Source organism: Nocardia heshunensis (assembly GCF_054782115.1).
Genome location: NZ_BAAGTC010000004.1, coordinates 488,620 through 513,731, shown reverse-complemented (window position 1 = coordinate 513,731; position 25,112 = coordinate 488,620). Strand labels below are relative to the sequence as shown.

At 67.0% G+C, this 25,112-nt stretch carries 21 protein-coding genes and 2 tRNA genes; 13 read left to right on the top strand and 10 right to left on the bottom strand.

Features of this window, described 5'->3' with window-relative positions; all coding sequences use genetic code 11:
- Positions 1–84: 84 nt before the first annotated feature.
- Complete coding sequence (locus ACYVN4_RS14980) at positions 85–1,035, top strand: ATP-binding cassette domain-containing protein (protein ID WP_460721405.1); 951 nt, start codon at positions 85–87, stop codon at positions 1,033–1,035.
- A complete protein-coding gene (locus ACYVN4_RS14975; protein ID WP_460721403.1) occupies positions 1,032–1,826 on the top strand; it encodes an ABC transporter permease in 795 nt (264 codons plus the stop codon). The genes ACYVN4_RS14980 and ACYVN4_RS14975 overlap by 4 nt, the downstream gene beginning before the upstream one ends.
- On the opposite strand, the gene ACYVN4_RS14970 is transcribed toward ACYVN4_RS14975, so the two are convergent.
- Together ACYVN4_RS14970 and ACYVN4_RS14965 are read right to left on the bottom strand one after the other, a co-directional pair.
- Complete coding sequence (locus tag ACYVN4_RS14970; RefSeq protein ID WP_460721401.1) at positions 1,804–4,947, bottom strand: ATP-binding protein; 3,144 nt, start codon at positions 4,945–4,947, stop codon at positions 1,804–1,806. The two genes, ACYVN4_RS14975 and ACYVN4_RS14970, sit on opposite strands and share 23 nt — an antisense overlap.
- A 34-nt stretch (positions 4,948–4,981) precedes the next feature.
- Positions 4,982–5,089: a DLW-39 family protein gene (locus ACYVN4_RS14965; RefSeq protein WP_460721399.1), complete on the bottom strand. Its 108-nt coding sequence runs from the start codon at positions 5,087–5,089 to the stop codon at positions 4,982–4,984.
- Positions 5,090–5,150: 61 nt separating this feature from the next.
- Here ACYVN4_RS14965 and ACYVN4_RS14960 point away from each other — a divergent pair, with 61 nt between their 5' ends.
- The 3 genes from ACYVN4_RS14960 (at position 5,151) to ACYVN4_RS14950 (ending at position 6,448) form a co-directional block, all read left to right on the top strand.
- Entirely contained in the window at positions 5,151–5,741 is a 591-nt protein-coding gene (locus ACYVN4_RS14960) for a protoglobin domain-containing protein (RefSeq protein WP_460721397.1), read from the top strand.
- Positions 5,735–6,325, top strand: coding sequence for a MarR family winged helix-turn-helix transcriptional regulator (locus ACYVN4_RS14955; RefSeq protein ID WP_460721395.1), 591 nt, complete (start codon positions 5,735–5,737; stop codon positions 6,323–6,325). The genes ACYVN4_RS14960 and ACYVN4_RS14955 overlap by 7 nt, the downstream gene beginning before the upstream one ends.
- A gap of 50 nt (positions 6,326–6,375) precedes the next feature.
- Positions 6,376–6,448: transfer RNA gene (locus ACYVN4_RS14950), tRNA-Ala, on the top strand.
- A gap of 119 nt (positions 6,449–6,567) precedes the next feature.
- Here the strand turns inward: ACYVN4_RS14950 and ACYVN4_RS14945 are convergent.
- The 8 genes from ACYVN4_RS14945 to dnaA all read right to left on the bottom strand — a co-directional run bounded on the left by ACYVN4_RS14945 (position 6,568) and on the right by dnaA (position 18,709).
- Positions 6,568–6,641: transfer RNA gene (locus ACYVN4_RS14945), tRNA-Ile, on the bottom strand.
- Between the two features lie 139 nt (positions 6,642–6,780).
- On the bottom strand, positions 6,781–7,746 hold the full coding sequence (locus ACYVN4_RS14940) for a DUF3566 domain-containing protein (protein WP_460721393.1): 966 nt from the start codon (positions 7,744–7,746) through the stop codon (positions 6,781–6,783).
- A 45-nt stretch (positions 7,747–7,791) separates the two neighbouring features.
- Positions 7,792–10,305 (bottom strand): DNA gyrase subunit A, encoded by a 2,514-nt coding sequence (gene gyrA / locus ACYVN4_RS14935; protein ID WP_460721391.1) that lies wholly within the window; start codon positions 10,303–10,305, stop codon positions 7,792–7,794.
- 127 nt (positions 10,306–10,432) lie between these two features.
- A complete protein-coding gene (gene gyrB / locus ACYVN4_RS14930; RefSeq protein WP_460721389.1) occupies positions 10,433–12,475 on the bottom strand; it encodes a DNA topoisomerase (ATP-hydrolyzing) subunit B in 2,043 nt (680 codons plus the stop codon).
- Positions 12,476–12,854: 379 nt separating this feature from the next.
- Positions 12,855–13,442: a DUF721 family protein gene (locus ACYVN4_RS14925; RefSeq protein WP_460721387.1), complete on the bottom strand. Its 588-nt coding sequence runs from the start codon at positions 13,440–13,442 to the stop codon at positions 12,855–12,857.
- Positions 13,443–13,559: 117 nt separating this feature from the next.
- Positions 13,560–14,744, bottom strand: coding sequence for a DNA replication/repair protein RecF (recF, locus tag ACYVN4_RS14920; RefSeq protein WP_460721385.1), 1,185 nt, complete (start codon positions 14,742–14,744; stop codon positions 13,560–13,562).
- A 77-nt stretch (positions 14,745–14,821) separates the two neighbouring features.
- Positions 14,822–15,991, bottom strand: coding sequence for a DNA polymerase III subunit beta (gene dnaN / locus ACYVN4_RS14915; RefSeq protein WP_460721383.1), 1,170 nt, complete (start codon positions 15,989–15,991; stop codon positions 14,822–14,824).
- Between the two features lie 768 nt (positions 15,992–16,759).
- Positions 16,760–18,709, bottom strand: a complete 1,950-nt coding sequence (dnaA, locus tag ACYVN4_RS14910) for a chromosomal replication initiator protein DnaA (RefSeq protein WP_460721380.1) — start codon at positions 18,707–18,709, stop codon at positions 16,760–16,762.
- A 550-nt stretch (positions 18,710–19,259) separates the two neighbouring features.
- On the opposite strand from dnaA, the gene rpmH reads away from it, so the two are divergent.
- The 8 genes from rpmH to ACYVN4_RS14870 all read left to right on the top strand — a co-directional run bounded on the left by rpmH (position 19,260) and on the right by ACYVN4_RS14870 (position 25,108).
- On the top strand, positions 19,260–19,403 hold the full coding sequence (gene rpmH / locus ACYVN4_RS14905; RefSeq protein WP_033085250.1) for a 50S ribosomal protein L34: 144 nt from the start codon (positions 19,260–19,262) through the stop codon (positions 19,401–19,403).
- 88 nt (positions 19,404–19,491) lie between these two features.
- A complete protein-coding gene (gene rnpA, locus ACYVN4_RS14900; RefSeq protein WP_460721377.1) occupies positions 19,492–19,890 on the top strand; it encodes a ribonuclease P protein component in 399 nt (132 codons plus the stop codon).
- Complete coding sequence (gene yidD, locus ACYVN4_RS14895; protein ID WP_379359157.1) at positions 19,887–20,207, top strand: membrane protein insertion efficiency factor YidD; 321 nt, start codon at positions 19,887–19,889, stop codon at positions 20,205–20,207. The genes rnpA and yidD overlap by 4 nt, the downstream gene beginning before the upstream one ends.
- 4 nt (positions 20,208–20,211) lie before the next feature.
- Complete coding sequence (gene yidC, locus ACYVN4_RS14890; protein ID WP_460721375.1) at positions 20,212–21,312, top strand: membrane protein insertase YidC; 1,101 nt, start codon at positions 20,212–20,214, stop codon at positions 21,310–21,312.
- A gap of 32 nt (positions 21,313–21,344) precedes the next feature.
- Positions 21,345–21,890: a Jag family protein gene (locus ACYVN4_RS14885; protein WP_460721373.1), complete on the top strand. Its 546-nt coding sequence runs from the start codon at positions 21,345–21,347 to the stop codon at positions 21,888–21,890.
- A 101-nt stretch (positions 21,891–21,991) separates the two neighbouring features.
- Entirely contained in the window at positions 21,992–22,729 is a 738-nt protein-coding gene (rsmG, locus tag ACYVN4_RS14880) for a 16S rRNA (guanine(527)-N(7))-methyltransferase RsmG (RefSeq protein WP_460721371.1), read from the top strand.
- A 340-nt stretch (positions 22,730–23,069) separates the two neighbouring features.
- On the top strand, positions 23,070–24,038 hold the full coding sequence (locus tag ACYVN4_RS14875) for a ParA family protein (RefSeq protein WP_460721369.1): 969 nt from the start codon (positions 23,070–23,072) through the stop codon (positions 24,036–24,038).
- A gap of 56 nt (positions 24,039–24,094) precedes the next feature.
- Positions 24,095–25,108 (top strand): ParB/RepB/Spo0J family partition protein, encoded by a 1,014-nt coding sequence (locus ACYVN4_RS14870; protein ID WP_460721367.1) that lies wholly within the window; start codon positions 24,095–24,097, stop codon positions 25,106–25,108.
- The last annotated feature ends 4 nt before the right edge of the window (positions 25,109–25,112 follow it).

Here is a 25,112-nt window from a genome sequence, read left to right as displayed (position 1 = left end):
ACCACGGTGATACCGCGGTGAATCCGCGCCCGCGCACTCTTCTCTCAGCGGCGGCCACCACGGCCGCGAACAGAGGGAGACACCATGACCACCCACCCCCGCCCACCGGCGATCACGGTGACCGGGCTGCGCAAGTCCTACGGCGACCACCACGTCCTCGACGGCATCGACCTGACCGTCGAGACCGGAACCGTCTTCTCGCTGCTGGGCCCCAACGGCGCGGGCAAGACCACCACCGTGCAGATCCTGTCCACCCTGATCGGCGCGGACGGCGGCGAACTGCGGGTGGCGGGCCACGATGTCCGCACCGAACCCGACGCGGTGCGGGCCGCCATCGGACTCACCGGACAGTTCGCGGCGGTCGACAATCTGCTCACCGGCGAGGAGAACCTCGCCATGATGGCCACCCTGCACCACCTCGGCCGCGCCGAGCGCAAACGCCGGACCGCCACGCTCATCGAACAATTCGACCTCGTCGACGCGGCCCGCAAGCCCGCCTCCACCTACTCCGGCGGCATGCGGCGGCGACTCGACATCGCCATGGGACTGATGGGCCGGCCGCAGGTGCTGTTCCTCGACGAACCCACCACCGGACTGGACCCGCGCAGCCGCCGCGCGGTCTGGCGGCTGGTGCGCGAACTGGTCGCGGGCGGCACCACCGTCTTCCTCACCACCCAGTACCTGGAGGAGGCCGATCAGCTGGCCGACCGCATCGCGCTGCTGGACGGCGGCAAGGTGGTCGCCTCCGGCACACCCGAACAGCTCAAGCGACTGGTGCCCGGCGGGCACGTGAACCTGCGCTTCACCGACCCGCGCGCCCTCGACGACGCGGCGCGGCTGCTCGGCGCGAGCACCCGCGACGATGACGAACTGACCTTGCAGGTCGCCAGCGACGGCGGCGTCGATTCCCTGCACACCCTGCTCGACCGGCTCTCCGCCGCCGCGCTGCACGCGGCCGAATTGTCCATCCACACACCCGATCTCGACGATGTCTTCCTCGCCCTCACCGGCCAGCCCAAGGAGTCCGTGCGATGAGCACCACCACCCTGCAGAACGCCGTCACCGATTCCACCATGATGGTGCGGCGCAGCCTCAAACACATCCTGCGCTACCCGTCCATGACGGTGCCGTTGGTCATCGGGCCCATCGTGTTCCTGCTGCTGTTCGTCTACGTCTTCGGCGGCACCCTGGGTGCGGGGCTCGGAAAGTCCGGCGGGCGCGGCGATTACGTCAACTATGTGACCCCGGGCGTGCTGTTGCTGGCGGTGACCAGCGCGGCCACCGCGACCGCGGTCGCGGTGTGCACCGACATGACCCAGGGCATCGTGGCGCGCTTCCGGACCATGTCCATCTTCCGGCCCGCACTGCTGGCCGGACACGTGGTCGGCAGCATGGTGCAGACCTTCATCAGCGTCGCGGCGGTGCTCGGTGTCGCCTTCGCGGTCGGCTTCCGGCCCGACGCGACCCCGCTCGAATGGCTGGGCGCGGCAGGCATTCTCGCGCTGCTGACCCTGTCGATCACCTGGATCGCCGTGATCATGGGTCTGGTCAGCGAGAACGTCGAGATGGCCTCCAATCTGCCCATGCTGCTGATGATCCTGCCCTTCTTCGGCAGTGGTTTCGTGCCCACCGATTCCATGCCGTCCTGGCTGGCCTGGATCGCCCGCAACCAGCCCTTCACCCCGGTGATGGAGACGCTGCGCGGCCTGATGCTCGGCCACCCGGTCGGTCACCAGGCATGGCTCGCCGTCGCCTGGTGCCTGGGCATCGCGGCCGCCGCTTTCTGGGGCGCGACCGCACTGCTCAAGCGGGAACCGGGCCGGTAACCCGCACCCGATCGCGCAGCACCTCCAGCGCGATGGACCGCAACCCCGTCACCTCCAGGGCGGCATAGCTCGAGCGAGCCTCGAGATATGCCGCCCCATCGGCGTTTTCGGCGGCCGTGCGGGCGGCGGCCGCGGACATGGTCGGATGGATCTGGTGCGGCGGATCGAACCGTTCCGCCAAGGCGGTCAGCCGAGCACCCGAAACCGATTGTCCACCTGCCAGATCCAGGGCCGCGAGGGCCGAAAGCACCGCGCCGCAGGCCGTCAGCTCGGCCAGATGACCCGACGGTTGATCCGACGGCCGCTCCAGCAACGCGATCGCCTCGCCGGTCAACTCGGCGGCGAGCGCGGCGACCAGATCCGGCCGGGCCTGCCGGGCATGCGCCACCACCGCCGCGGATCGGCCCTCCAGCGACCACACCCGCACGCCGCGCGGATCCGGCCGCTGGAACGGATTGTCCGGATTGGACACCGATTTCACGATCTCCCGCCAGCGCCACAGGCCGTCCTCGACCTCACCGCGCGCCAGCCGCAACTCGGCGTGCGCCACCGGCGCGTAGGGGTGCGCGAACGGGTCGGCCCGATCCGGCACCTGGGCCAGCCAGTTTTGCGCACCGTCCAGGTCGCCCAGTTGCAGGGCGGTCAAGGCGGCGGCGACCAGCAGATCACCGAGATCCGGACGCGGACCCAGCCCGTCGACCTGACGCAGCGCGACCTCCAGTTCCGCGCGCGCCTGCTCCGGACGTTCGGACAGCAGCGCCAGATGGCCGATGCGGCAGCGGGCTTGGAAGTTCAGCCAGCCGCGCGGCATCGGATCCAGCGTGGTGCGCATGCGTTCGGCGGCGGCGAGGGCCGCGGCCCGATCCCCGAACTGTTCGGCACGCACGCTCACCACCAGGTGTCCGAGCGCGGCGAGCAGCGGACGATCGCTCTCGCACAGGCGATTCAGCGCTTCCGGATCTGGCCCGAGCAGCCGGGGCGCAGCCAGAAAGACCGCGGCCAGCGCCCGGGCCGGAGTGTCGGGCAAGGCATCCGACAATCGGCGGAGCAACAACAGCGACCGTGCGTCGAGGCGACCCTGCACCGCGGCGTGCACCGCGCCGACGACGGCGGCCGTGCGGGCCGCCTCCACGAATTCCGGTTCCGGCCGGAAACGCGAGAGCAGCCAGGCGCATTCGGTCGCGGCGTCCGCAACGCGCGCGTAGTGGGCGCCGACGAACCAGTAGGAGCCCAGCACCGACCACACGGCGGCCACCGCCGGGGCGTCGGCGCGCTCCAACCCGAGGGCCAGGGCCCGCACGAGGTTGTCCTGTTCGGCCCGGATGACCGTTGTCTCGGTCAACTCGCCGAAGGCGCGCGAAGTACGAGCAAGACCGAAATCCTGTGCCCAGGCCAGGAATTCCCGCAGCGCGCGCTCGTCCTCGCCCGACTCGGCGCGCTGTGCGGTCGCGAATTCTCGCACGGTCTCCAGCATTCGGAAACGGGTGCCGGATTCGGACTCGGTCACCTGGATCAGGGACTGGTCGGCCAGGTAGGTGAGCACATCGAGCGTATCGACGAGATCCCCGGCCAGCAGCCGGTTTCCGGACTCGGCGGTGAACCCGCCGGGGAAGATCGACAGCAGCCGCATGGCCGCGCGGCCGGGTTCGTCGAGCAGATTCCAGCTCCACTCCACCACCGCCCACAATGTCCGGTGCCGTGCCGGTGCGTCGCGAGAACCGCCGCGCAACAAGGTGAATCGATCGGCCAGTCGGCGGGACATCTCCTCCACCGACATCACCCGCACCCGTGCGGCCGCCAACTCCAGCGCCAGGGGCAGGCCGTCGAGGGCGGTGCACAGGGCCGCGATCGGCTCGCGCGGCAGCTCGAGGTCCGGCCGCACCGCGCGGGCCCGCTGGGCGAACAGTTCGGCCGCCCTGTCCGATCCCAGGGTCGGAAGCTGATGCACCGCTTCGGCGCTCACCCCGAGCGGGGCCCGGCTGGTGACCAGCACCCGCAGCTCGCGGGTCAACGACACCAGCGCACTGACCAGGTCCGCCGCACCGTCCAGCACCTGTTCACAGTTGTCCAGGATCAGCAGCGAATCCGCGCCGAGCTTGCGGGCGATCCCGGCCACCGCCGTGCCGCCGCCGGGTCCGGCCTCGCCCGCGCCGACCGCGGCCGCCACCGCCGCGACCACTGCGGCGTCGTCGGTGAGGGCGGCGAGTTCCACCAGAAACACCGACCGCTGCTCGGCGGCTGCGCCCACGGCGTGCACCAGTCGCGTCTTACCCAGTCCGCCCGGACCGACGATGGACACCACCCGGTGCCCGTGCAGCAGCGCGGTCACCGCGGCGAGGTCGCGCTCGCGGCCCACCAGCGGATTCGGATCGTGTCGGATGCCCTGCCGCACCGCGGGTTCGCCCGCACGCAGCAGTTGCCGGTGGATCGACTTCAGCGTCTCGCCGGGGTCGGTGCCGAGTTCGTCGCGCAGCAGGCGGCGGTAGCGGTCGTAGCGGGCCAGCGCCGCGGCGGGTCCGGCGGTGTCGGCCTCGGCGCGCAGGAGTTCGGCCAGCAGCTCCTCGTCGCGGGGTGCGCGTTCGGCGATCGCGAGCAGTGGCCCGAGCGCTTCGGCATACCGGCCGGACCGGGCCAGGCTGAGCGCCCGGACGGTGGCCAGCGTGCGATGCGCGGGCAGCCGGGCGGCCCGCAATTCGGCGATCGGGTCGGCGGTGTCACGGAGTTCGTCGACGTCGCCGTCCCACAGCGCCAGCCCGGCCTCGGCCTGGGCCAGCGCGGCCGCCAGATCACCCGCGCGGGCATGTCTTTCGGCTGCCGCCGCATGGATCTCCAGGGCCGCCGCGTCCACCTGATCCGGTTCCAGAGCGAGCCGGTAACCGTGGGGAGTGCTGGCGATGAGCTCCGCGCCCAGCTGCGCTCGCGTGCGCGAGACCAGCACCTGCAATGCCTTCGCGGGATTGTCCGGCAGCGCGTCGGACCACACTCCGTCCACCAGCCGGGCGGCGCTGCTGCCGGCCCGCAGATCGGTGGCCAGCACCGCCAGCAGCGCTCGTACCCGCGGACCGCTGATCTCCTGCCCGCGCAACGAAACAGACGGGAGCAGGGCCAGCTGAATGGTCACCGATTCACCGTAATCAGTACCCCGTCAGGGGCTTTCAGCGCGTGGTGACCTCGTGCCAGAGATCGGCGTCATTGCGCTGACGCAGCTTGGTGAGCCCGAACACGACGGCGGCCACGACAACGATCGTGAGAACGAATTTCATGCCACCCACCCTACGTGGCGGAGTCTTGACGAACAAACATAGGACTCCTATGGTTCTCGACATGACGATCCCCGCCCCCGCCGGATACACCTACGACAGCGCGGAACTCGCGCCCTCGCCGCTCACGCTCGACCAACTCGCCGAACTCCAGAGCTCCCTGCTGTGGAGCCCCGACGATGCCGCCGCCCTGCGCCGCGCCGGGGAAATCCTTGTGCCACAAACCGATCGGATCCTCGACGTCTGGTACGGCTTCGTCGGCTCACATCCCCACCTGGTCGCCACCTTCGCCGGGGCCGACGGGCAACCCGATCCCGCCTACCTGGCCGCCGTGCGCGCCCGCTTCGGGCAGTGGATCGCCGACGTGTGCACCCGCGAATACGACGCGAATTGGCTTGCCTACCAGGAGGAGATCGCGCGACGACACCACACCACCGGCAAGAACCGCACCGACGGGGTGGCCTCCCCCGCCACCCACATCCCGCTACGGCACCTGATCGCATTCATCGTCCCGATCACCGTCACCATCCGCGAGTTCCTCGCCGCCACCGGCGCACCCGCCGCCGAGGTCGACGTCATGTATCACGCCTGGTTCAAGGCGATCACCCTGTCGGCGACGCTGTGGGCCAGGCCGTACAGTCCTGACCTGTGGTGAATGTGGGAGACGGCGAAGTATCGGAGAAGGTGGTCGCGGCGCTGGACCGGATCGCCCGCGGCGTCCGCGCCCACCGCCAGGCCATCGCCTCCCGCACCGGCCTGACGCCCCTGCAGGCCGAACTGCTGCGCGTCCTGGCCGACGGCCCGCCCCCGGAACCCCTCACCGGGCTGCTGGCCACCGAACTCGGGGTCAGCCAGCCCACGGTGTCGGATTCGCTGCTGGCGCTGGAACGCAAGGGCCACGTGGCCCGGCAGCCAGCGCCCGGCGATCGGCGCCGCAGCACCATCGTCCTCACCCCCGCCGGGACGAAACTCTCGGCCGAGCTCGCCGCCGGGGACGCGGTACTGCGCGACTGCGTCGGCGCACTGCCCGCCACGCAACAGGATCAGACCCTCCGCACCCTGCTCGACCTGATAGCCGGTCTGCTCGACGCCGGGGTGGTGCAGGTGGCCCGCACCTGCACCACCTGCCGCTATTTCCGTCCCGCCCACACCGGCGTCCCGCACTGCGAACTACTCGGGCAACCGCTGCCGCCCGCGGACCTCCGCGTCAACTGCCCCGAGCACCAACCGGCCGACTGAGCACGGGGTTTGACCTGGGCCAAGTCCGACATGTAACTTCGTGCAGGTCCGGGGCCTTAGCTCAATTGGCAGAGCACTGCCTTTGCAAGGCAGGGGTTAGGGGTTCGATTCCCCTAGGCTCCACAACGAAAGCCGCGGGCTGCGAATGCAGCCCGCGGCTTTTTTGTTTGCCCATCAACAGTCCCCGGATGGAGATATGAAAAAAGCCTCCCGGGAATCCGGAAGGCATTTGATCTTTGGAGTGGGCCTAGGAGGACTTGAACCTCCGACCTCTTCGTTATCAGCGAAGCGCTCTAACCGCCTGAGCTATAGGCCCTTAGTGGGTGTTCGAAAGTGTGTCACTCGAACGAGGCAGAAGATTACCGTACCTCAGCGCCGATAACCAAAACGGCCGGTCAGGGGCTCGGAGTGAGCCGACCGGACCGGCCGTCTAGGCGGATCGAAACAGCGGGTTTCTAGTCGGGGTCGGCCAGGGTCACCTGGATGCCGCCGACCAGATCGGTGCACTGGTTGTAGACGAAGACGCCGACGGTCGACAGCGCGGTCAGCAGGACCACATTGATCAGGCCGATGACGCCCGCGTAGCCGAAGACCGCGCCCGCGTCGATGAGCGACGAGGAGCTGCTGTCCGAGCTGTCGGTGAAGGTGGAGACGGTGGAGTTCAATCGCTCCCACACGCCCATGCCCTCGAGCACCAGGTACAGCAGGCCGACCGCCAGCATCCACACGAAGAACATGGCGACGCTGATCACCAGCGAGACCTTCAGCGTGGACCACGGATCGATGTGGCGCAGCTGCACGGTGGCGCGCAGCGGCTCACCGGTGGCCGCCGCCTGCGCGACCGCCGCGGGAGCGGACGGCGAGACCGGACCGGCCGGCGCGATCGGCTCCGGCGGCGGCAGCGGGTGCCGCAGCTCGGACAGATCGGGCAGATCCTTGACCAGTTCCGGGCGGGCGATGCTGCGGGTCGGTCCGTCGATGCCGACGGACTTCACCATGGCCGCCTCCTTGCGGGCCGCCTTGGCCGCCAGGTCGGCGGTGGTGCGGGCATTGGAGACGCCCGCGTTCAGGCCGCCGCCCGACAGCCCGCCGCTGCCCTTGAGGCTGCCGGTGCTGCCCGGGGTCGGGGACTGACCCGGCCGGTACAGGTTGGACTGCGGCTCCCGCTGCGGCAGCTGCGACCAACCGTCCTGGAACGGCGAACCGCCCTGGGCGTCCGCGGATTCCGCTGCGGGCTCTGCCGAATTGTTACCTTCCGGCCCGAAATCACCGGACTGGTCCGACAATTCGGGAGATTGCGGCGCACCGCCCTCGTGCCCGCCGGGGCGCGGAATCGGCCGCGGCGGAATAGGGGACGGGGCGATTCTCTCGGTCACGCCGTTGGCATGACCGCGCTGGTCATTCGGCTGATTCGTGGTCAATGGTGAATCCTTCGATCCGTTTGTGCCGCCGCTGCTGTGGTGAAACTACTGCTTCGCCGAACCGCTGGTGTCATCTTCGGCAACCTGGTCGGGCTCATCCGCGTTCCGAGCGATCGCGAGCAAAATATCGCCCTCGCCCAGGTTCATCAACCGCACACCCTTGGTTTGACGCCCGGCCTTGCGAACCTGGTGCGCCAGCGTGCGAATGACACCGCCGCCGGAGGTGATCGCATACAGCTCATCCTCGTCGTTGACGATGAGCGCACCGACAAGACTGCCACGCTTCTGGTCGTACTGAATCGTCAGCACACCCTTGCCGCCACGACCCTGCGCGGTGTACTCGTCGATGGCCGTGCGCTTGGAGTACCCACCCGCGGTCGCGACAAGCAGGTAAATACCCTCCTCGTCCCGAACCACGTTGAGCGACAACAGCTCATCGTCGGTATTGAAGCGCATGCCCTGCACGCCGGAGGTGGCGCGACCCATCGGGCGCAGCACCTCGTCATTGGCGTTGAAGCGGATGGACTGGCCGTGCGCCGAAACGAGCAGCAGATCGTCGTCGGCCGAACACAGTGCCGCGCCGACCAATTCGTCCTCATCGCGCAGATTGACCGCCACGATGCCGCCTGTGCGGTTGGAGTCGAAGTCGGTCAGCTTGGACTTCTTCACCAGGCCCTTGCGGGTGGCGAGCACCAGGTAGGGCGCGTCCTCGTAGGACTTGATCTGGATGACCTGGGCGATCTTCTCGTCCGGCTGGAACGCCAGCAGGTTCGCCACGTGCTGACCGCGCGCGGTGCGCATGGCCTCGGGCAGCTCGTACGCCTTGGCCCGGTACACCCGGCCCTTGTTGGTGAAGAACAGCAGCCAGTCGTGGGTCGAGGTGATGAAGAAGTGCTTGACGATGTCGTCCTGCTTGAGACCCGCGCCCTGCACGCCCTTGCCGCCACGCTTCTGCGAACGGTAGAGGTCGGTCTTGGTGCGCTTGGCGTAGCCGGTCTCGGTGATCGTCACGACCACGTCCTCGCGGGCGATCAGATCCTCGTCCTGCACATCACCGTCGGCGGCGATGATCTTGGTGCGGCGCTCGTCGCCGTACTTGTCGACGATCTCCGCCAATTCGTCACGGACGATGGCGCGCTGCCGCTCCGGCTTGGCCAGAATGTCCTGCAGGTCGGCGATCTCGGCCTCGATCTTGGCCAACTCGTCGAGGATCTTCTGCCGCTCGAGGGCGGACAGGCGACGCAGCTGCATGTCGAGGATGGCGGTCGCCTGGATCTCGTCGATCTCCAGCAACTGCATCAGGCCGGTGCGCGCGGTCTCGGTGTCGGCCGAGCGACGGATCAACGCGATCACGGCGTCCAGCTGATCGAGCGCCTTCACCAGACCGCGCAGGATGTGGGCCCGCTCCTCGGCCTTGCGCAGCAGGTAGCGGGTGCGCCGGACGATGACTTCCAACTGGTGATTCACATACAGCCGGATCATCTGATCCAGGCGCAGCGTCCGCGGCACCTTGTCGACGATCGAGAGCATGTTGCAGCCGAAGGAAGTCTGCAGCTGGGTGTGCTTGTAGAGATTGTTCAGCACCACCTTGGCGATGGCGTCACGCTTGACCGTGACCACGATGCGCAGACCCACGCGGTCGGAGGACTCGTCGTGGATGTCGGAGACACCCGCGATCTTGCCGTCCTTCACCTGCTCGGCGATCGCATTGACGAAGTTGTCCGTATTGACCTGGTACGGCAGCTCGGTGATGACAATCGTGGTGCGACCCCGGTTGTCCTCCTCGATCTCCACTACACCGCGCATGCGGACCGAACCGCGACCGGTGGTGTAGGCGTCGATGATGCCCTGGGTGCCCACGATCAGACCCGAGGTCGGGAAGTCCGGGCCCTTCACGCGCTCGATGCACGCGGCGAGCGTGGTCTCCTCGTCGGCGTCGTGGTTCTCCAGCGCCCAATAGATGGCCTCGGCCAGCTCGTTCAGGTTGTGCGGCGGGATGTTCGTCGCCATACCGACGGCAATACCGTTGGAGCCGTTCATCAGCAGGGCCGGCACCCGGGCGGGCAGCACGGTCGGCTCCTGCGTCTTCCCGTCGTAGTTCGGGATGAAATCGACCGTCTCGTGGTCGATCTCGCGCAGCATCTCCATCGCCAGCGGCGTCAGACGGCACTCCGTGTAACGCATGGCGGCCGCGCCGTCATTACCGCGCGAACCGAAGTTGCCCTGACCATCCACCAGCGGGTACCGCAGTGCCCACGGCTGGGCCATACGCACCAAGGTGTCGTAGATCGCGGTGTCACCGTGCGGGTGGTAGTTACCCATGGTGTCGGCGACCGGGCGCGCGGACTTCACATACCCGCGGTCGGGCCGATACCCGTTGTCGTACATCGCGTACAGAATTCGCCGGTGCACCGGCTTCAGACCGTCGCGCACCTCGGGCAGCGCGCGGCCCACGATCACGCTCATCGCGTAATCGATGTAGGAGTTCTGCATCTCCTGCTGAATATCGACCGGCTCGATGCGGTCGCCACCCGAGGGCGGAAGCGAAGTCTCAGTCATGAATTGGTCTCCAGGGGAAGTCTTTGGTGTGTGCGGGCAGCGCAGCGGGGGTTCGGGGGCTGGCCCCCGAATGGGGGTTTGGGGGCTTAGCCCCCTCCTCCCCTACCCCGGTCCGGGGGTGACCCGATCACACATCGAGGAAGCGAACGTCCTTGGCGTTGCGGGTGATGAAGCTGCGCCGAGCTTCCACGTCCTCACCCATGAGGATGGAGAACAGCTCATCCGCGGCAGCCGCGTCATCGAGGGTGACGAGGCGCAGCACGCGGACCGACGGGTCCATCGTGGTCTCCCACAGCTCCTTCGGGTTCATCTCACCGAGACCCTTGTAGCGCTGGATGCCGTCGTCCTTGTTGATCTTCTTGCCGGAGGCGAGACCGCGCTCCAGCAACCCGTCGCGCTCCTTGTCGGAGTACGCGAACTCCGGCTCCGACCGCTGCCACTTCAGCTTGTACAGCGGCGGCATGGCCAGATACACGTGGCCGTGCTCGACCAGCGGCCGCATGAAGCGGAACAGCAGGGTCAGCAGCAGGGTCGAGATGTGCTGGCCGTCCACGTCGGCGTCGGCCATCAGCACGATCTTGTGATACCGCAGCTTGGCGATATCGAACTCGTCGTGGATGCCGGTGCCGAAAGCCGTGATGATGGACTGGACTTCGGTGTTCTTCAGCACGCGGTCGATGCGCGCCTTCTCCACATTGATGATCTTGCCGCGCAGCGGCAGGATCGCCTGGTACATGGAGTCACGCCCGGACTTGGCCGAGCCACCGGCGGAGTCGCCCTCCACGATGTAGATCTCGGACTTGCTCGGATCCTTGGAGCGGCAGTCGGCCAGCTTGCCCGGCAGGCCACCCAGATCGGTGGCGGACTTGCGCCGCACCAGCTCTCGCGCCTTACGCGCGGCGACACGGGCCTGCGCCGACGAAACCGCCTTCTGCACAATGGTCTTCGCATCGGCCGGATTGGCCTCGAACCAGTGCGAGATGTGCTCGTTGCAGGTGCGCTGGACGAACGACTTCACCTCGGTATTGCCGAGCTTGGTCTTGGTCTGGCCCTCGAACTGTGGGTCGGCGATCTTCACGCTCACGATGGCGGCGAGACCCTCACGGATGTCGTCACCGGTGAGGTTCTGATCCTTCTCCTTGAGGAGCTTCTTGTCCTTCGCGTACTTGTTCACCACCGTGGTGAGCGCCGCACGGAAGCCCTCTTCATGGGTGCCACCCTCGTGGGTGTTGATGGTGTTGGCGAAGGTGTGGACCGACTCGGAGTAACCCGAGTTCCACTGCATCGCGACCTCGACCTCGTGGCCGGTGCCCTTACCGGTGAACCCGACGATCGAGTTGTGGATCGGCGTCTTGGTCCGGTTGATGTGCTTGACGTAGTCCTCGAGCCCACCCGGGTAGTGGTAGGTGCGGGTCTTGATCTTCGGCGCCGCGACGGGCGCGTTCTCGTCGAGATGCTTGGGCGCCTCGGCGGTTTCGCTCACCACCTCGTCGATGACATCGCCCTCGGCCACCCGCTGATCGGTCAGCGTGATGGTGAGGCCCTTGTTCAGGAACGCCATCTCCTGCAACCGCCGCGCCACCGTCTCGAAGCTGAAGGTGGTGGTCTCGAAGATCTCCGGGTCCGGCCAGAACCGGATGGTGGTACCGGTGCGCTTGGTCGGACCGCCCTGCACGAGCTTGCCGGGCTTGGAGTCCTTGTACTCCTGCGTCCAGTGGTAGCCGTCGGTGTCCACATCGGCCTGCAGGCGGGTGGACAGCGCGTTCACCACCGAGATGCCGACGCCGTGCAGACCACCCGACACCGCATACGATTCGCCGTCGAACTTGCCACCGGCGTGCAGCTGGGTCATGACCACCTCGATGGTGGGCACACCCTGCGCGTGCATCGCGACCGGGATGCCACGGCCGTCGTCGACGACCTCGACGGCACCGTCGGCCATCAGCGTGACGTCGACGCGCGAGGCGTACCCGGCCATCGCCTCGTCGACCGAGTTGTCGACGACCTCCCAGATCAGGTGGTGCAGACCGCGCTCACCGGTGGAACCGATGTACATACCGGGCCGTTTGCGGACGGCTTCGAGGCCCTCGAGCACGGTGATGGATTCAGCACCGTAGTTCGACGGCTTGCCGTTCTTCGGCGGGGTCGAGCCTTCTGCGTTGGAGTCCATGGCAGCCACTGGTGGGTAGCTCTCCTTACTTGCTGATCCTCCCGGCACAGTGCGGTGGCACGCGTGAGGCCGTCAGACACTGTCTGCTCGAGCTCCAGACTGTGTCTGCTCGAGAATTACGGGGGCTCACGCGCGGGCGCTGCGGAACGCGCCGGGAGATATCGCCGCTAGTTACTCCCCCATCCTACTGGTACGACCGACAGAGAACCCACCTATGACACCCCTGAGTGGGCCGTACGGTCGTGAAATCGACCAGCGATATGACCGGTTATAGGCCCAGGGGGTCCGGAGAGCTTCAGCGGGCGATGCGCGAGTGGCTCGGAGAGCGTTTGCGCGAGGGTTCGCGACGATCTCTCGAGCGTTCCACGTGAAACAAGATCTACCCGTAGGTGTCGCGCGGACCTCGGCCTTTGACGTGGCGGTCGCCATGCCGCCAACTCGGCGCGGTCGGACCATTGATCTTGAGCTGTTTCACCACGCCGTTGCCCACCGCCGCGGCGATCTTGGCCAGGATCTGCGACTGGAACATGCGCAGCTGCGTCGCCCAGGCGGTCGACTCGGCCTGAATGCTCAGGATGCCGTTCTCCAGCGAGATCGGCGTGGCATGCGAGGCGATGTCCTCGCCGACCACGGCCGACCATCGGCCGAAGACCGTCCCCTCGGCGACCTTGCCGGACCAGCCGCGACCCTTGGCCAACGACATGGCCAACGACGAGAGCGTCTGCGGATCACGCTCGTCGGGGTGTGCACCCGACCAGCCGCTGCGGCGACGCAACGCGCGGATGCCGCCCTTACGCGGCGAGGCCCGGCCCTGACCCACCGACTTCCCGGCCGCACGAGCTGCCGCCCGCGCTTCCTCGAGAGCGCGTCGGGCCAGGTCGACCCCGCGCAACTCCGGTTCCTGGTCGGTGGGTGCAGGGTTCACCTCGGGAGTATTGCGGTCGTCGGCTTCCGGCGGCTGCGCCATCCACAACTCCTTCCACACCTGGGAATCCCGATGCTGCCAATCCCGAATGATCGCCTTCGGTTCGTCACGTGATTCTGCCGCATCCCACCGACGGACTCACCGATCACCACGGTGAAGTCACAAGGACGCCGACTCGGCTATCCGGGACGCGCGATGGTCGGCCTCGCCGGTGGTCTCCACCCGCAGCGGCACCGCCTCGAGTTCGGCCGGGACATCCTCCGGCACCGCGGCCGTGATGAACACCTGCTCGGCCCCGGCGGCCACGGCGGCCAGCGCGGTGCGGCGACGGCGATCCAGTTCGGCGAACACGTCATCGAGGATCAGCACCGGATCGGATCCGGCCGTGCGCAGTAGTTCGAACGCACCCAGCCGCAGCGCCAAGGCGAAGGACCAGGACTCACCGTGGCTCGCAAAGCCCTTGGCCGGAGCCGAACCCAGCATCAGCTCCAGATCGTCACGATGCGGACCGACCAGACAGACCCCGCGTTCCAGCTCTTTCTGGCGGGCGGCGGCCAACTCCCGCAACAGGATTCCTTCCAGAGCCGCTTCGTCCTCAGGCTGTGGAGAACGGGCCGGATCCAGGTATTCCGGCGGCAAACTCGCAGATCGGTAACCGATTGTGGCGGGCCGGGATTCGGGAGCGATACCTGAATAAGCCTGTGCAAGATGTGGATAAAGCTCGTGCACCAACCGCAGCCGCTGCGCCAGCAACACCGCACCGTGCGCGGCCAGATGCCCGTCCCACACATCCAGGGTGCCCATCTCCGCGCCCCGATTGCCCGAACGGGCATTGCGCCCAGCGGTTTTCAACAGCGCCGAGCGCTGCCGCAGCACCTTGTCGTAATCCGCGCGTACCCCGGCCAAACGCGGCAATCGGGCCGTGGCCAGCTCGTCCAGGAAGCGGCGGCGCTCGCCGGGATCGCCGCGCACCAACGAGAGATCCTCCGGAGCGAACAGGACGGTCTGCAGAATCCCCAGGATCTCCCGAGGCCGCCGCACCGGAGAACGATTGATCTGCGCGCGATTCGCGGTGCCCTGATTGAGCTCCATATCCACCCGCAGCTCGCGCCCGGTGTTGACCACCGTCGCCCCGATCCGCGCCTTCTGCGCGCCGATCCGGATGAGCGGGGCGTCGGCCGCCACCCGGTGTGAACCGAGTGTGGACAAGTAGCCGACGGCCTCGATCAGGTTGGTTTTGCCGTTCCCATTGGAACCCAGGAAAACCGTTCGACCAGGCGAAAGGTCGAGCTCGGCGGCCTCCCACGAACGGAAATCGCGCAGCGACAGCGCACGCACGTGCATCGCGTCAGTTCACCACGCGTGTCGCGTTTTTCACAGGTTTGTCAACACTGTGCACAGGTGTGGACTCCGGTGTGCGATCAGCCCGGCAACCGCACCGGCATCAGCAGGTAGATGTAGCTGCCCGACAGCGCCGAGAAGGCACCCGACTCCAGCTGGGTGGGCTCTTCCTCGGGAGCGGGCAGGAAGACCGCGGGACGACTCGGCGTGGTGAACCCGAAGGTCACCTTCTCCGAATGCGCGGCCGAGAGGCCATCGAGCAGGTAGCCGGGGTTGAAGGCGATGGTCAGCGGCTCACCGCGGAAATCGGCCTCCAGCCACTCTTCTGCGCGACCGGCATCGTCACCACCGGCGGAGAGCAGCAGGCCCTCCTCGGAGAACTCCAGCCGCACCTGGGCGCCGCGCTCGGCCACCAGGGCCACACGCTTGATGGCCTCGGTCAGCGAGCTCACCGTGATGGTCGCCAGCGAGGTGTGCTCCTTGGGGAGCAGCTGACGGAACTTGGGGAATTCGGCATCGAGCAGACGCGTGGTGGTGCGGCGGCCGCCGTTCACGATGCCGAGCAGCCCGTCGGTGCCCGTACCGAAGGCCAGCTGTACCGGCTGATCGGACGCACCAAGGGTTTTCGCGGCCTCGGACAGGGTGCGGGCCGGAACCAGCACCGCGGTCTCCACATCGGCGCGTCCGGGCTGCCATTCCAGCTCGCGCACGGCGAGGCGGAAGCGGTCGGTCGCGGCCAGGACCACCTTGGGGCCCTCGATCTCGACGCGGATACCAGTGAGCATGGGGAGCGTGTCATCGCGACCGGCGGCGACGGCCACCTGGGAAACGGCCGCGGAGAACAGATCCACGCCGAGTTCACCGGTCTGCGGAGGCAGCTCGGGAAGCTGGGGATAGTCCTCGACCGGCATGGTCGGCAGCGAGAACTTGGCACTGCCACAGGCGATCAGCACGCGGGTGCCGTCCACCGACACATCGACGGGCTTGTTGGACAGCGCCTTGGTGATATCGGCCAGCAGGCGGCCCGACACCAGCACCTGGCCCGGACCGGCGACCTCGGCGGCCACCCGCATCTGCGCGGAGACCTCGTAGTCGAAGCCGGAGACCGTCAGTCCATCCTCATCGGCCACGAGGAGCACGCCACCGAGCACGGGAACCGGAGGCCGCGACGGCAGGCTGCGGGCCACCCAGGCAACGGATTCGGCGAAGTCCTCGCGAGCGACTCGAAACTTCATGCTTGCAAGCTCCATCGCCCGGTCTGTCCTTCCCAGTGACTTCGGTGAACTCTGCGGATTGCTGAATCAGCCGCCCACCCAGTCTGGCACGGGGGACTGACAGTGAACCGTACCCGCGCACGGCCCGACAACCAACGCCGACCCTCCGGGGCATCCGATGCGCCGGAATCCTGCCGCCCCTCTTCTCCTTGCTGATCGATCGGGTGTGGAGGGGCTGCCCTCCGACCGTGCTCCCCCAACCCGAGTTTCCACACACCCTGTTTTAGAAGAGCCTTCTCTAGATGAATAACTGAAGTAGTAGTAGGTCCTGTTAGTTCTGTGGACTTCGCCCGTTTACGCAGGTGGGGCCGGGCGGCGGCGTGTGGATGTCGTCTGGGTGGCTCGAGGATGAACAGCGGGTGGCTGTGGAGTCGATCCACTACTCCACATTGCTCCTCGAGTCATCCTCGAGTTGCTCCCCCATTCCAGGCCCCGCTGCTCACATCTGAGCGAATCCGGGGACAACTCGAGGATTCCTCGAGGAGCTGACATGGATTCCTCGAGGAATCCACAAGGGCAGAAGCGCATCCGGGCAGGTCAGCCCTCGAGGATGAATCCACCTGTGGGAACTGTGCACTACCACCTGTGCATCGCCGTGCACAGCGACCTGGGGGCAAACCGGTGCACAACAGTGGGATTCCTCGAGGAATCCCCAACCCATCCTCGAGGAGTCCTCGAGGAATCCACACCCCCGAAAACGAAAGACCCCCACGTCAGGAGACGTGGGGGCCTGTGGACTGTGGATCAGCGCGAACGCTGTTTAATTCGGGCTGTGAGTTCCTGAACCTGGTCGTACACGCGACGCCGCTCGGTCATCTCCTTGCGTACCTTCTTGTCCGCGTACATGACCGTCGTATGGTCGCGACCGAAGGCCTGACCGATCTTGGGTAGGGATAGGTCTGTCAGTTCACGGCACAGATACATGGCGATCTGCCGGGCCTGCGCCAGCGGCCGGGCCTTACCCGGACCGGTCAGCTCCTCCAGCGTGGTGTTGAAGTACTCCGCGGTCACGGCCATGATCGTGGACGCCGTGATCTCCATGGTGGTCGAGTCCGGCATCAGATCCCGCAGCACCACCTCGGCCAGCGAGAGATCCAGCGGCTGCCCGTTGAGCGAGGCGAACGCCGTCACCCGGATCAGCGCGCCCTCCAGCTCGCGGATATTGCGCTCCACCCGGCTGGCGATGAGCTCCAGCACGTCGTGCGGCACATCCAGGCGATCCATCCGCGCCTTCTTGCGCAGGATCGCGATGCGGGTCTCCAGCTCCGGCGGCTGCACATCGGTGATGAGGCCCCACTCGAAGCGGGTCCGCAGCCGCTCCTCCAGCGTCGCCAGCTGCTTGGGCGGCCGATCCGAGGACACCACGATCTGCTTGTTGGCGTTGTGCAGGGTGTTGAAGGTGTGGAAGAACTCCTCCTGGATGCCTTCCTTGCCCTCGATGAACTGGATGTCGTCGACCAGCAGGATGTCGGTTTCGCGGTAGCGGCGCTTGAACGCCACCTTCCGGTCGTCACGCAGCGAGTTGATGAAGTCGTTGGTGAATTCCTCGGTCGAGACGTACTTCACCCGCATGCCCGGGAACAGCCGCTGCGCGTAGTGGCCGGCCGCGTGCAGCAGGTGCGTCTTGCCCAAACCCGAAGCGCCCCAGACGAACAACGGGTTGTAGGCGCGCGCCGGTGCCTCCGCGATGGCGACCGCGGCCGCGTGCGCGAAGCGGTTGGAGGCGCCGATGACGAAGGTATCGAAGGTGTACTTCGCGTTCAGGCTCGCCGAACCCGACTGCGCGGGCGCGGGCTCGCGCTCGGGTGGCCGGTTGAAATAGGTCGGCCACGAATTGCGGACATTGACCACCGGCTCGTCGTCGTGGTTCTCGTCCACCGGTCGGCGTGCGGCGGATTCGTCGGAGTACCGCTGCGGTTCGTCGTACCGCTGGGGCTCGTCCGAATAGCGCTGCGGCTCATCCGAGTACCGCTGGGGTTCATCGGCGTAGCGCTGCGGTGCGGGCCGGGCCGGTTCGTCGTCGGGTTCCGGGGAGAACAGCGACTCCTGTCCGGGCGGCATGGGCGCGCCGCGGTGATTCTCGCGTCGGCGCTGCGGTGCCTGCGGCTCTCCCGCCGGCATCGGGCGCTCCGGGGCGGCCGCCGGCAACTCCTCGGCCATCTGCGGCTGCGCGAATTCCACAGGTGGATAAGCATCCCGGTCGTCGTACTCGGCCGGGTAGTCCTGGGGAGGAAGATAGCGCGGCGGCGCGTACTCCTGGGGCGCCTGGTACATCTGCTGGGGACGCTCGGCGGGCGGCGGTTCGGGCGCGTAGACCGGGGGTGCGGGCTCGGCTTCGCGGGGCCGTTCCGGCCGCGAGGTCATGCGCGCGTGCCGGGGAGCATTGCCCGAGCGACCGGCCGGCGGATTCTGCTGGGCGCGGATGCGCACCCCCAGGCCCTCGACCTGGAGACCGCGGCGGGCCAGCGAGCGCAGAATGAGTTCCCGCAGGTCACGTTCGACCGTGACCTGCGCCATCGTGCCCGGCACCGAGAGCAGCGCGAATCCCTGCGCGAAAGTGATGGGTTCGATAGTGTTCAGCCACGCCTTGTGGGCCTTGCTGACCGGCTGGATCTCCCCGTCCGCGGAACCGCTCGCCAACTCGGCGATCACCTCCGGCCAGACAGCCGTCAGCACATTCTGCTCGTCGTCCACGAAACGTAGTCCTCCCCGGAAATAGGTCGACAGAAGCAGACGGTCTGCGCTGCTCGGCTCCCCCAGTAACCGGGCGTCGGCGAGGTACCGTCGGCCCTACGAATATGCCACTCCAGGGGTCTTTCCACACAATTATCCACAGATGTGGAAAACCTGGGGATACACGCGACCGCGTGTCTGATTCCCCGAATCCGGCGCGTACCTGCGGGTTCACAGCTATCAGCTGGCAAAGTCAACCGCGGTCGCAACGGGAGTCCCGTCGATGGCCTGGAAAGGACCGTACACGACCCCCGCCCCGCGACACGAACGCCCAGGAAAGCGCCGCGCGGAACGATCGATCCAGTCCTGGAAACAGCCTCCTACCCCCGAGTTTGACCCTCGTCCAGGGGGTAAGTACCCTTCTACAGTCACCCTATGGTGCGGTGGCGGCTGTCTGCTGCCCGCGCCGACAAGGGTATTGCGCCGAAGGACTCCCGTTCTTCGAGAGCACCGTTTCACCGAACAAACTTCGGGCGTCACCAGGCGTCCACCACTTAGAGGAGTGTTGACCGTGGCCAAGGGCAAGCGGACGTTCCAGCCGAACAACCGTCGTCGGGCGCGCGTCCACGGCTTCCGTCTCCGGATGCGGACCCGTGCGGGTCGCGCCATCGTGTCGGCGCGCCGTGGCAAGGGCCGCGCCAAGCTGACTGCCTGATTCGGTAATCCCCGGATGCGGCGTCGTATGAGCGCTTCGCCGTCCGGTCTCCGGTCCCCCTTCCGCCCGCACTCCGCTGGATGCTCAGGTGCTGCCTGAGCCCTACCGGCTGCACCGGCGCACCGACTTTTCCCGGACGGTGCGCCAGGGCCGGCGGATCGGGAGACGGGACCTCGTTGTGCACGTTCTGCTACACGACGATGAACAAGCCAGCGGACCGATACCACCCATTCGGGTGGGCGGTCCGCATTTCGGCTTGATCGTCAGCAAGGCGGTGGGTCCGGCGGTGGTACGCCACCGGGTGGCCCGCCGCCTGCGTCATATCTGCGCCGACCTGAGGGATGAATTGCCCGGCGGCGCAGACATTGTCATTCGCGCCCTACCGGGTGCCGCCGACGCGCCCTCCGAAGAACTGCTGCGGCAGTTGCGGAGCGGGCTGCGCAAGTTGGGCATCGACGCCAAGCCGATAGTTGGCACCGACTCATGAACGCATTGCGCGCGGCTGCCCGATTCCCGGCCAAAGCTCTGATATTCCTCATCGAGCTGTATCGGACCTATATCTCCCCCACCCGCATGCCGACGTGCCGCTTCACGCCTACCTGTAGTGAGTACGCCGTGACGGCCCTGCGCACCCGCGGACTGTTCGTCGGTTCTGGACTGGCAGCCGTCCGTTTGGCGAAATGTGCGCCCTGGCACCCTGGTGGGTGGGACCCCGTTCCGGAGCGTAAGCAACGGCACGCGGCATCAGCTTGTGAAGGGTCATCGTCCGCGGTGACCGGCGATACGAACGACGGGAGTGCATAGAGCCGTGCTCGACTTCATCTATTACCCGGTGTCGGCCATTCTGTGGTTCTGGCACCAGGCATTCGGGTATGTGCTGGGCAAGAACAGCGGATTCGCCTGGGCACTGGCCGTGGTGTTCCTGGTGTTCACGCTCCGGCTCGTGCTCTACAAGCCGTTCGTGAAGCAGGTCCGGACCACCCGGCAGATGCAGGAACTGCAGCCTCAGATCAAGGAGCTGCAGAAGAAGTACAAGAACGATCGTCAGCAGATGACGGTCGAGATGCAGAAGCTGCAGAAGGAACACGGCTTCAATCCGCTCATGGGCTGCCTGCCCGTGCTGCTGCAGGTGCCGGTGTTCATCGGCCTGTTCCACGTGCTGCGGTCGTTCAACCGCGTCGGTGGTGGCGGCGGCTTCGCCGGTTTCGGTGGCAGCCACGGCATGACCGCGGAGCAGAACGCCAACACCGCGAACTACATCTTCAGCCCCGGCGATGTTCAGTCCTTCCTTTCCGCACGGCTTTTCGGCGCTCCCTTGTCGTCGTTCATCACCCAGCCCATGGCGCAGTTGGAGTCCTTCGCGCACTGGGGCGGCATGCCGAGCAAGGTGGCCATCGCGGCGGTCTCGATTCCGCTGATGATCATCGCCGGTGTCGCGACCCACATGAACGCGCGCGCGTCGGTCCAGCGTCAGTCGGCGGAGGCCGCGGCCAACCCGCAGGCCGCCATGATGAACAAGCTGGCGCTGTACGTCTTCCCACTCGGCGTCATGGTCGGTGGCCCGTTCCTGCCCGTCGCCATCCTGATCTACTGGGTGTCCAACAACATCTGGACCTACGGACAGCAGCACCTCGTCTTCGGCAAGATCGAAAAAGAAGAAGAGGAGAAGAAGCAGGCTGCCCTCGAGCGTCGCGCGCAGAACGCCCCGAAGCCGGGCGCCAAGCCGGTCGACGTTCGTAAGAAGCCGGCCGGCAAGACCGATGGTGTCCAGGACGCGGTCGAGGATGCGCCGTCGGATGCTCCGCAGGCGTCACAGAACGGTGCGAAGCCCGCGCCCGGCGCCCGGCCGAACACCGCCAAGAAGCGGTCCGGTAATCGTGGTCGCGCCAACCAGAAGCGGCGTCGCTGAGAGACTTACAACTCCAGATGAAGGAAACAACCATGACTGTTGAAACCGACGGAGGGGATCCCACTGTGACGGCTGCGACGGCAGCGGACACTGCGAGTGACGCCGCACCCGATACCGAGGAAGCTCTCATCGAAGAGGGCGAGATCGCCGGCGACTACCTCGAGCAGTTGCTCGATGTGCTCGACTTCGACGGCGATATCGATCTCGATGTCGAGGGCGACCGCGCGGTCGTGAGCATCGATGGCGGTAAGGATCTGGCGAAGCTGGTCGGCCGTCGCGGCGAGGTGCTGGACGCGCTGCAGGAGCTGACCCGCTTGGCCGTGCAGCAGGCGACCGGCGTGCGCAGCCGGCTCATGCTGGATGTCGCGGGCTGGCGCGCGGGCCGTCGTTCGGAGCTGAGCGCGCTCGGCACCGAGGCCGCCAAGCGCGTGCTGGAAACCGGTGTGCGGGAGGAGCTCTCTCCCATGACCCCGTTCGAGCGCAAGATCGTTCACGATGCCGTGGCCGCGCTCGACGGTGTGGTGAGTGAGAGCGAGGGCGTCGAGCCCAACCGCCGCGTGGTGGTCCTCCCCGCCTGACGCGGTGACGACATGACCGTAGGGCCCCCGAGTCGGATGGACTCGGGGGCCCTACGCTTATCCGGATCCCCCTTGCCGCACTTCGCCGTTCATTCGGAAGGATGTTTCACGTGGAACCAGAGACCGAGATGACTGCGCCGGGTCCGGTCGAACCCCCGGCCGCTGCCGCGGTCGTGTTCGGCGATCGGCTCGACAAGGCCCGGCTCTACTACACGGCTCTGGCGACGGCGGGGGTGGAGCGCGGCTTGATCGGCCCGCGCGAGGTGCCGCGGCTGTGGGATCGCCACATTCTCAATTGCGCGGTGATCGGCGACCTCATCCCGCACGGCGTGCGCGTGGTCGACATCGGCAGCGGCGCCGGACTGCCGGGCATCCCGCTTGCCATCGCCCGGCCGGATCTCCGAATCACCTTGGTGGAGCCGCTGCTTCGCCGGACCGTCTTCCTGGCCGAGTTCGCGGCCGCGGCGGGACTCGACAATGTTCTCATCGTGCGCGGCCGGGCCGAGCAGGCCGGGGTGAAGAAGGAGGCGGGCGGCGCGGACATCGTCACCTCCCGGGCCGTCGCTCCCCTGGCGAAGCTGGCGGGTTGGTCCATGCCGCTGGTGCACGAGCACGGACGGATGTTGGCGCTCAAGGGAATCAGTGCCGCCGAGGAGCTCGAGCGCGACCGCGACGATCTGACCAAGGCGGGCGCGGGGCACGCCGAGGTTCTGGAATGCGGTGTGGGAGTGCTCGAGACGCCCACCTTCGTGATCAGTGCCGAGCGTCTCGCGCGCGCCGAGCGCCGCGCGGAGCGTAAGAGCGAACGACGCGGGACCCCGGGTCCGAAGCGTCACTGACGAAGCTCCGTCGACCCGATTCCGGCGATGTTTCATGTGAAACATCGCGCGGAAGTGTTGTGAAGACGCCGATTCCGCGTGTCGTGGTGCGAAGCTTCCGTTTCAACTTCCGTATTGTGTTCCGTACTGGCAAGCTAGTGAACGTCGAGCGTGAGCACAGACTTGCGATGGCGTCCCTCTCGCATCTCGCATCTCCTCGGTGACAACGCAGCGTTGCGGCGCTGCTGCCAGGTGTGCGAATTCTGCTCGGCCACGTGTCTTTGAGTTCTCGGGGTTAGGAGCCTCTATGTCCAACGGTCCGCGGAATGTTTCACGGGAAACAACGTCCCGGGTTCCCGGCATGCTCGATAGCGGTCCCTTCGACACCGACGAGTTCAGCCGCACTCCGTTCGGGAACATCTCCCCCACCGAGACGCCGATCGCCGCCGAGGCGCAGCGCGCCAGTCAGGTGCTATCGGGCACCAACGTCCACATCCCGCGCCCGCACGAACAGCGCATCATCACCATCGCCAATCAGAAGGGCGGCGTGGGCAAGACCACCACCGCCGTGAATCTGGCTGCCGCGCTCGCCATTCAGGGCATGCGGGTGCTCGTCATCGATCTCGATCCGCAGGGCAATGCCAGCACCGCCCTCGGCATCGAGCATCACTCGGGCATCCCCTCCAGCTACGAACTGCTTATCGGCGAGTGCTCGGTGAGCGACGCCATCCAGCAGAGCCCGCACAATGAACGGCTGCTCTGCATCCCGGCCACCATCGATCTGGCCGGCGCCGAAATCGAACTCGTCTCCATGGTCGCCCGCGAGGGTCGGCTCAAGGCCGCCATCCAGGAGGCCAACCTCGCCGGGTACGACATCGACTACGTGATGATCGACTGCCCGCCGTCGCTGGGTCTGCTCACCGTCAATGCGATGGTCGCCGCCAAGGAGGTGCTGATCCCGATCCAGTGCGAGTACTACGCGCTGGAGGGTGTGGGTCAGCTGCTCCGCAATATCGGTCTGGTGCAGGCGCACCTGAATCCCGAATTGCATGTCTCCACCGTCGTTCTCACCATGTACGACGGCCGCACCAAGCTCGCCGATCAGGTCGCGGAGGAGGTGCGCTCGCACTTCGGTGACGCGGTGCTGCGCTCGGTGATCCCCCGCAGCGTGAAGGTTTCGGAGGCGCCCGGCTACGGGATGACCGTGCTCGATTACGATCCGGGCTCGCGGGGTGCGATGAGCTACCTCGATGCCGGACGAGAGATGGCGGCGCGTACGGCGCGCCATGCCGCGGCGGAGCAGGCATCCGACGCACAATCCGGTGTGTAGTTCCGATCGATGAGTATCGGTGGCGGTGGTGAACCTTGGAAGGGGTCGGTAAGCCGATGAGTCAGGCGAAGAAGGGTGGACTGGGGCGCGGTCTCGCGGCACTGATCCCGACCGGCCCGGCGACCACGCCGGGCGGGCTCGGCAGTGCCGCCGCCAATGTCGTCATTGGCCTCGACCCGGCCGGGCCGCAGCCCGCGTCGGCCCATCTGCATCGCGTCCCCGATCCGGTCGACGGCGTAGACGCCACCGATGCGGGCGCGGTGTACCGGGAGATCCCGCCGCAGCAGATCGTCCCCAACCCGAAGCAGCCGCGCAGCGTCTTCGAGGAGGAGGCGCTCGCCGAACTGGTGCACTCCATCAAGGAATTCGGTCTGATGCAGCCCATCGTGGTGCGTCAGGTCGAGTCGCTGCCGGAGCCGCGCTATCAGCTCATCATGGGCGAGCGGCGGTGGCGTGCGAGTCAGGAGGCGGGCCTCGCGGCCATCCCCGCCATCGTGCGCGAGACCGCCGACGACTCCATGCTGCGGGATGCGTTGCTGGAGAACATCCATCGGGTGCAGCTGAATCCGCTCGAAGAGGCGGCCGCGTATCAGCAGCTGCTCGAGGAGTTCGGCGTCACCCACGAGGAACTGGCTTCGCGGATCGGGCGCTCGCGTCCGGTCGTCACGAATATGATTCGCCTGCTGAAGCTTCCGATTCCGGTGCAGCGCCGGGTCGCGGCCGGTGTGCTCTCGGCCGGGCATGCCCGCGCCGTGCTGGCGCTGGAGGCGGGAGCCGATGCGCAGGAGGCCCTCGCGGCGCGCATTGTCGCGGAAGGCATGTCGGTGCGTGCCACCGAGGAAGCGGTCACGCTGGCCAATCGGAATCCGGATGCGATCGCTCCCCCGGCGCCCAAGCGCAAGCCGATTCAGATGCCCGGTTTGCAGGATGTCGCGGAGCGGTTGTCGGAGTCCTTCGATACCCGCGTGACTGTTCAACTCGGTAAGCGCAAGGGCAAGATCACTGTCGAATTCGGCTCCATCGATGATCTGGAGCGAATCGTCAGTCTCATGGAGCAGTCGAAGCCCTAGGGAG

Bases quoted from the DNA above. Each gene is read 5' to 3' on its own strand.
- gyrB (WP_460721389.1), bottom strand. From the start codon at position 12,475: ATGGACTCCAACGCAGAAGGCTCGACCCCGCCGAAGAACGGCAAGCCG.
- rsmG (WP_460721371.1), top strand. From the start codon at position 21,992: ATGTTTCACGTGGAACCAGAGACCGAGATGACTGCGCCGGGTCCGGTC.
- ACYVN4_RS14980 (WP_460721405.1), top strand. From the start codon at position 85: ATGACCACCCACCCCCGCCCACCGGCGATCACGGTGACCGGGCTGCGC.
- ACYVN4_RS14870 (WP_460721367.1), top strand. From the start codon at position 24,095: ATGAGTCAGGCGAAGAAGGGTGGACTGGGGCGCGGTCTCGCGGCACTG.
- ACYVN4_RS14960 (WP_460721397.1), top strand. From the start codon at position 5,151: ATGACGATCCCCGCCCCCGCCGGATACACCTACGACAGCGCGGAACTC.
- ACYVN4_RS14925 (WP_460721387.1), bottom strand. From the start codon at position 13,442: ATGGCGCAGCCGCCGGAAGCCGACGACCGCAATACTCCCGAGGTGAAC.
- ACYVN4_RS14965 (WP_460721399.1), bottom strand. From the start codon at position 5,089: ATGAAATTCGTTCTCACGATCGTTGTCGTGGCCGCCGTCGTGTTCGGG.
- ACYVN4_RS14975 (WP_460721403.1), top strand. From the start codon at position 1,032: ATGAGCACCACCACCCTGCAGAACGCCGTCACCGATTCCACCATGATG.
- ACYVN4_RS14885 (WP_460721373.1), top strand. From the start codon at position 21,345: ATGACTGTTGAAACCGACGGAGGGGATCCCACTGTGACGGCTGCGACG.
- dnaN (WP_460721383.1), bottom strand. From the start codon at position 15,991: ATGGAGCTTGCAAGCATGAAGTTTCGAGTCGCTCGCGAGGACTTCGCC.
- ACYVN4_RS14875 (WP_460721369.1), top strand. From the start codon at position 23,070: ATGCTCGATAGCGGTCCCTTCGACACCGACGAGTTCAGCCGCACTCCG.
- gyrA (WP_460721391.1), bottom strand. From the start codon at position 10,305: ATGACTGAGACTTCGCTTCCGCCCTCGGGTGGCGACCGCATCGAGCCG.
- yidD (WP_379359157.1), top strand. From the start codon at position 19,887: ATGAACGCATTGCGCGCGGCTGCCCGATTCCCGGCCAAAGCTCTGATA.
- recF (WP_460721385.1), bottom strand. From the start codon at position 14,744: ATGCACGTGCGTGCGCTGTCGCTGCGCGATTTCCGTTCGTGGGAGGCC.